This is a genomic window from Pontibacter sp. HJ8 (genome assembly GCF_054824225.1).
The window spans coordinates 1-4,964 of sequence record NZ_JSYF01000476.1; the positions used below are offsets into that span (position 1 = coordinate 1).

Genomic DNA, 4,964 nt, shown 5'->3' on the forward strand with positions numbered 1-4,964 from the left:
ACACCAGACTAGTTTTCGGATGCTCCTGCCCTGTCAGGTATTTGAATTCCGTCACACGGGTATAGGCGTGCTCATTGGGATAGTTCACCACGGCGGACGGCAGATGGAGCGGCTTATCCAGTGTTTCATGTTTGAACTCCAGCGAGCGGTAGGGAAGCTTGCCATACCTGAAATCAAAATACTCATCCACCGGACCGGTATAGATCATCTCCCGGAACGGAATCACATCAAGGATTTCGTGATAATCCGTGTTGAGCATGATCTTGATGTTGGGGTGCGACAGCATCCTGTCAAACATGGCCGTATACCCGTGCAAAGGCATGGACTGGAAGGTATCCGTGAAGTAGCGGTCGTCGCGGTTGGTCCGGACAGGTACCCGGGAAGTCACCGATCTGTCCAGCTCGGAGGGATCCATTCCCCACTGCTTGCGGGTATAGTTGCGGAAGAATTTTTCGTACAGCTCACGGCCTACTTTGCTCACCACCACATCCTCCGAGGTGCGCACCTGCCCCACCTCTTCTGCCACCGACTTAAAGAAAGCATCTACCTCAAAAGAGGTCAGGCTCAGCCCATAGAGTTTGTTGATGGTGTCCAGGTTTATGGGCATCGGTACAACCTGCCCGTCCACGCTGGCCAGTACCCGGTGCTCGTACGGCCGCCAGGCTGTAAACTGCGACAGGTACTCGAACACATCCCTGGAGTTGGTGTGAAAGATATGCGGCCCGTACTTGTGCACCAGTATACCTTGCTCATTGTAGTGATCGTAAGCATTTCCCCCGATGTGGTTCCGCTTGTCTAGAATGAGCACTTTCTTGTTGAGCTGGGAAGCCAGCCGCTCGGCCAGCACGCTGCCGGCAAAACCGGCTCCTACTATCAGATAATCGAACATCATTTCCTTCTCCCTTAAAGTCCTTATCCCTGCTTTTTCTTCTGTTCCGATGCCTGTGCCAGCAACTCCACCATACCTTGCCAGGTCTGGTCCCAGGAAATGGTGCTCATGAAGGCGTCCACGTCTGCCTGCCATACCTTGTCCTGGTGCTGTTCCAGGGCGAGCTCGATGGCCGCTACAAATTCGGCCGGGGTACCTGCAATGTGCACCAGTCCGGCATCCCCGTAAGGGCGCACCACATCCCGGATCGGGGTGGAGACAACCGGCTTGCCTGCTGCCAGGTACTCGGGTGTTTTGGTCGGACTGATGAAAGCCGTGGATTCGTTGATGGCAAAGGGCAGCAGGGCTACCTGCCAGCCAGCCAGGTAGCCGGGCAGTTCCTGGTACGTTTTGCCGCCCAGGTAGTGGATGTTTGGGCGCTGGGGCAATGTGGCAGGGTCAATCTTCACCACAGGGCCTACCATCACAAACTGCCACTCCGGCCTGGCATCCGCCATTTCGGTCAGCAGTTCGAGGTCCATGCGCTCATCGATCACCCCACAGAAGCCAAGCCGCGGTTCAGGTATAGCTGCCTGGTCAGCAGGTGGCGTAAGCGACTCCTTTGCCTGCGAAAAATGTGCTTTGTCAATGCTGCTGGGAAAAGCATACACGGCCCGGTGCTGCTTTTGCTTGGCTTCGTACAGGCTCTGTCCGCCGGTGAACACCAGATCTGCTTTTTGAAAGAGCTGCTGCTCGAGTTCCTTCAGGCGGGGAGGCGCAAACTTAAAGGCTGCCAGCTCATCCATACAGTCGTATACCGTCAGGGCGGGCTGCAGGTGATCGGTAAAGCTCAGTGCCATGGGCGTATAATACCAAAGTATAGGCTTCTCCAGCGACTGGTTTTGAAACAGTTCATCAAGTAACTCGCGTTGCAGGGCTTCGCGCTGTTCCTCGTCCAGACCATGAGGCAGGTAGGGCACTACGATGTGTATGTTCTCCCCGCGGGTGGAGATCTGCATAAAAGGCTTTTGGACTTCGTCAAAAATAGGCTCCTCTACAAAGAACAGGCGCCCGAACCGGGCAAAGCGCGAGAGCAGGTGCTGCGGCCGCTGGTAGACAAAATCCCACCGCAAATGCGACAGGCACACCACGTCCGGCAGGTGCCGCAGAAAAGTCTTCAGCTCTATATTCTCTTTCTTTATTCCTTTCTTAACCGGAAGCTTAACTTCTCCAATTTCAGGATGACTATTCTCTACAGTTTTCTGTACAAAATTCTCGGATGTGTCTTTATACATAAGTTTCGTTTCGGTATAGGTTACAGGTGCTGCCAGCGCTGCATCAACAGGAAAGTGCTCAGTAGCCTGAATGAATTAGTACGCTATAAGTAAAAAAAAGTCAGTCTACAGGACAGGGCAAGAGAAGTTTATTCACTTGACATCTATCAAAGATTTATAAGTAAAATCTTATCCCTTATGCACTAACTGTGACACGGCTGGATTGTTTCATGCTATCTGCGTAGCGCCAGAGCGCGCTTTCCAACGTCGGGAGCAAGTATCCCCGTTCACTGCCCAGAGCGCTATACCTGGGACGGACGGCCGGCAGCCCTTTCTGTAATTCGGCAGCGGATACTCCCCGGATCATTTCCGGATTCAGGTTCATCAGTTCGGCTCCTTTCCGGGCCAGATCGTACCAGGAGATCTCCCCCGGATTATTTAAATGCCAGACACCCGATTCTTCATCCAGAAGTAAATCCAGGCAGGTATGCACCAGATCCGGCACATAAGTGGGCGACACCACCGTATCTTCCGCTGCCAGAAATTCATCCCCCCTCACGAGCTGACCTGCCATTAGGGTCAGAAAGTTGAAGTTATCCCAGGGCCCGAAAAAGGCACTGGTTCGTACCACCAGGGCCTCCGGATGCGTTGCAAGAATACCCTGCTCTGCCCTTGCCTTGCTTTGCCCGTATACATTGAGCGGCTTTACCGGGTCGCTTTCCAGGTATAGCTGCTGCTTTTCGCCATCAAAAACGAGATCCGAAGAAAAGGTCAGGTATTGTATACCTTGTTTCTGACAGACCTCCGACAACCACAAGGCCCCCTGCGCATTTACCAGCTGGCAGGTTTGCGCATCTTTTTCCGCCTCATCCACCTTCACATACCCGGCCGTATTGATCACTGCCCACGGGTTATAATACCGGATCGCCTTTTCGATCGAGAGCGGGTCCGTGATATCGAGTTGCTTCCGGCTCACCAACCGGTAAGGCAAATGCCTTTCTCCACATATCCGGGCAAAAGCGCTTCCTAACGTGCCGGTTGCCCCGGTGATCAGAATGGGGCGGCTGGTATCTTTCAGATGCTGTATCTCCTGCTCTGTCAGGCTGCTGCTATCAGGCAGGGTTTCGTTTTCATAAACCGGATTGCTGCCCCCGTGCCTGACGCCATTGCATCGTCCGCCGCCAAACGGATTCTCTTCCCTTTTGAGCAAACTATCGGTGTGTTGCTGCTGGGGCTCTGCCTCAAACGGATAGATGAAACGGTCCGGGCGCAGCCACCAGCCAGGCAGCTGCAACACAGGGTGATCGTACGCTTTCCTCTGCGCCAGCTGTGTTAACATGTTGGCTAAGGCAGTGGGGCGGGGTTTGGGTGCGCGCACATCAAATACACCGGGCTCGTAATGTCCGTCGGCGCGGGTGACCAGGTTTATCCAGTCAAAGGAACCGAGCAGGGACCATGCAGTTACGCCCACTATATCTATACCGGCCTTCCTCAACTCGGTGCAGGCATCCCAGGTATGCTTAAACCATTGGATCTGGTCTTCACGCCCGCCGCAAATATGCACTTCCGTTACTGCCAGGGGCAGCCCATACCGCTCCCAGGCTTCCCGTAACAACACTTTGTGCCCGGAGTAAAAGCCGGCCGCATCTTCTGCATTTACCCGTAAAGCATCCACATCCGCATACTGGTGAATTCCGTTGCCGCCATGCGACCACGCCGGAAAACACTCCAGCTTTTCATCCAGGTACCGCTCACTGGTTGTGTAATGGTTGATCCCGATGATGTCCGGCGTACAGGGGTTGTCCCGAAACCACTGCAAGTCTTCTTCCGGAATGCCATTGTTCACAAAATACCGCCACATGGCATGCTCCGGTGTTAGGGTGCCCGTGAGCAGATCCAGGCTCACCCAGCGACGGTCATTATCAAGGGCAGCCTGGTAAGACAGCAAGGGCGTACTGTAGGTTTTGCCCAGATCTTCGGTCTGCACCAGTTTTGCCTGGGGTATAACCTTCCGGATCGCCCGCATGGCCAGTACAGTTGCTTTGCATTGGTGCAGCAAGGCCTTCCCGAAGGTATAGCCATCACGGCCGTGGGGGTACCAATGCCCATACAAGCCGCTGAACCGGGCCGTGGTCAGGGGTTCGTTCACAGGGGTAAAGTACTCGACCCAAGGGTAACGCTCGGCCACCGCCAGCGCATATTCGGCTACTCCCTCTGCAAAGCCAGGATCGATGAGGCTCGTATGCGGCGGGCCGCTCCCATGATGCACCAAACCCAGTATCGGGGTTATCCGGTGTTCCTGCAGCAGTTCCATCCGGCGGTCTGCCCAGGTCCAGTCGGCTGAGGCGGGTCCGTTGGGAGCCACCAGTTCCCAGAGCAAGGGATACCGTATTTTACTGACGCCCAGGGCAGCGAAAGCAGCAATATCCTCTTCCCGGTCGGCATGCCCGTTAAACCGGATCTGGTTCAGGTACGTATCTCCCACCCGGTTAACCGTGCATTCCAGGCCTGCCCAAATCTCAGGATAGCAATGCTCTACGTGCTCGTTTAGCTCCATACTGCAACTTTAAATAGCCAGCGCCAGGCAATATTCTATTCAGGCGAAAGTCTATTGTGTGTTATTCCGGCTACCAAAATCAGGAGAAGCCATAGAAGGAAAATTACGGACAGGCGGAAAGGTTGTTTTGGAATCGGGCGATTAAAAGCGGCTATACCTTGAAATTCGGTATTTGTTGACAAAATCCGTGGTTAATGAGGACAATCTGTATTTATACGGAGATATCTAATAATCTGGCAATCAGAATATTGTATTTTACAGCGGG

The 4,964-nt window shown here is 53.9% G+C and carries 3 protein-coding genes; all 3 read right to left on the reverse strand.

The features are described 5' to 3' along the window. On the reverse strand, window positions 1–892 hold an 892-nt coding region (gene glf / locus OB13_RS18050; protein WP_461491580.1), incomplete at its 3' end, for a UDP-galactopyranose mutase. A gap of 20 nt (window positions 893–912) precedes the next feature. Further along, entirely contained in the window at window positions 913–2,163 is a 1,251-nt protein-coding gene (locus OB13_RS18055; RefSeq protein WP_461491581.1) for a glycosyltransferase family 1 protein, read from the reverse strand. 175 nt (window positions 2,164–2,338) lie between these two features. Then, the gene (locus OB13_RS18060) at window positions 2,339–4,699 is read right to left on the reverse strand and encodes a family 1 glycosylhydrolase (protein ID WP_461491582.1); all 2,361 of its coding nucleotides are present in this window, start codon (window positions 4,697–4,699) and stop codon (window positions 2,339–2,341) included. Window positions 4,700–4,964 lie beyond the last annotated feature (265 nt).